This window comes from Ornithinibacter sp., assembly GCF_035443565.1.
In the GTDB taxonomy this organism is placed as follows: Bacteria; Actinomycetota; Actinomycetes; order Actinomycetales; family Dermatophilaceae; genus Fodinibacter.
In genome coordinates this window covers 1-1,092 of the sequence record NZ_DAORSO010000425.1, presented here as the reverse complement: position 1 = coordinate 1,092, position 1,092 = coordinate 1, and the positions used below count along the sequence as shown (strand labels likewise).

At 67.7% G+C, this 1,092-nt stretch carries 1 protein-coding gene; it reads left to right on the top strand.

Annotated features, from left to right (window positions below):
- A partial coding sequence (locus tag PLL68_RS15710; protein ID WP_324535703.1) for an IS3 family transposase occupies nucleotides 1–1,059 on the top strand: 1,059 nt, incomplete at its 5' end.
- Nucleotides 1,060–1,092: the final 33 nt, after the last annotated feature.

Genomic DNA, 1,092 nt, shown 5'->3' with positions numbered 1-1,092 from the left:
ACACGCGCTCTTGGAGATGCTCTCCGAGAGCACGGGCACGCCGAAGCCGCCGCTGCGGTGATCAATCCTGCTGTCGACGAGCTCGCAGAGCATGTCACGGTCAAGCGGGCGTGCGAGCTGACCGGACGCCCTCGGGGCAGCCACTACCGCGCCAAGCAGCCGCGGCTCTACGGGCCGCCGCCCAAGCGGCCGAGCCCGCCCAACGCCCTGACCGAGGCCGAGCAGGCGCAGGTCCTTGAGGCGCTGACCAGTGAGCGGTTCTGCGACAAGTCGGTGACCCAGACCTGGGCCACGCTGCTCGACGAGGGCACCTACCTGTGCTCGATGTCGACCATGCATCGGCTCCTGCGTGCCCACGGTGCTGCCGGTGAGCGCCGCCGCCAGGCGACGCATCCGGCGCGCAAGAAGCCCGAACTGCTGGCCACCGGACCAGGCCAGATCTGGTCGTGGGACATCACCAAGATCCGCGGCCCCGGACGCGGGATCTGGTTCCAGCTCTACGTCGTGCTCGACATCTTCTCCCGCTACGTCGTGGCGTGGACCGTCCAGACGACCGAGGACTCCGACATCGCGAAAACGATGCTGGAGGAGGCGATGGGCGTCCACGGCATCCCCGACGCCGTCCACGCCGACCGGGGCACCTCGATGACCTCGAAACCCGTGGCCCAACTGCTGCTCGACCTCGGCGTAGACCGCAGTCATTCCCGACCCAGGGTGTCCAACGACAACCCCTACAGCGAGGCCGCGTTCAAGACGTTGAAGTACGCACCCGTCTTCCCGCAGAACTTCGGGTCCCTGGCCGACGCCCGCGCGTTCTGCGAGCGATTCTTCAGCTACTACAACCACGAGCACCGCCACTCCGGGATCGGGCTGCACACCCCAGCATCGGTCCACCACGGCACCGCGACCGAGGTCCGCGCCCAACGACAGCACACCCTCGACGCCGCGCACGCTGCCCACCCACACCGGTTCGCCAACCGCCGACCCGAGGCACCGAAACTGCCCAAAGCCGCCTGGATCAACCAACCCTCACCGGAGGCCCTCATACAGACCGCGTGACGAGACGTGTCTCAGACTGCTTGACATCTTCCG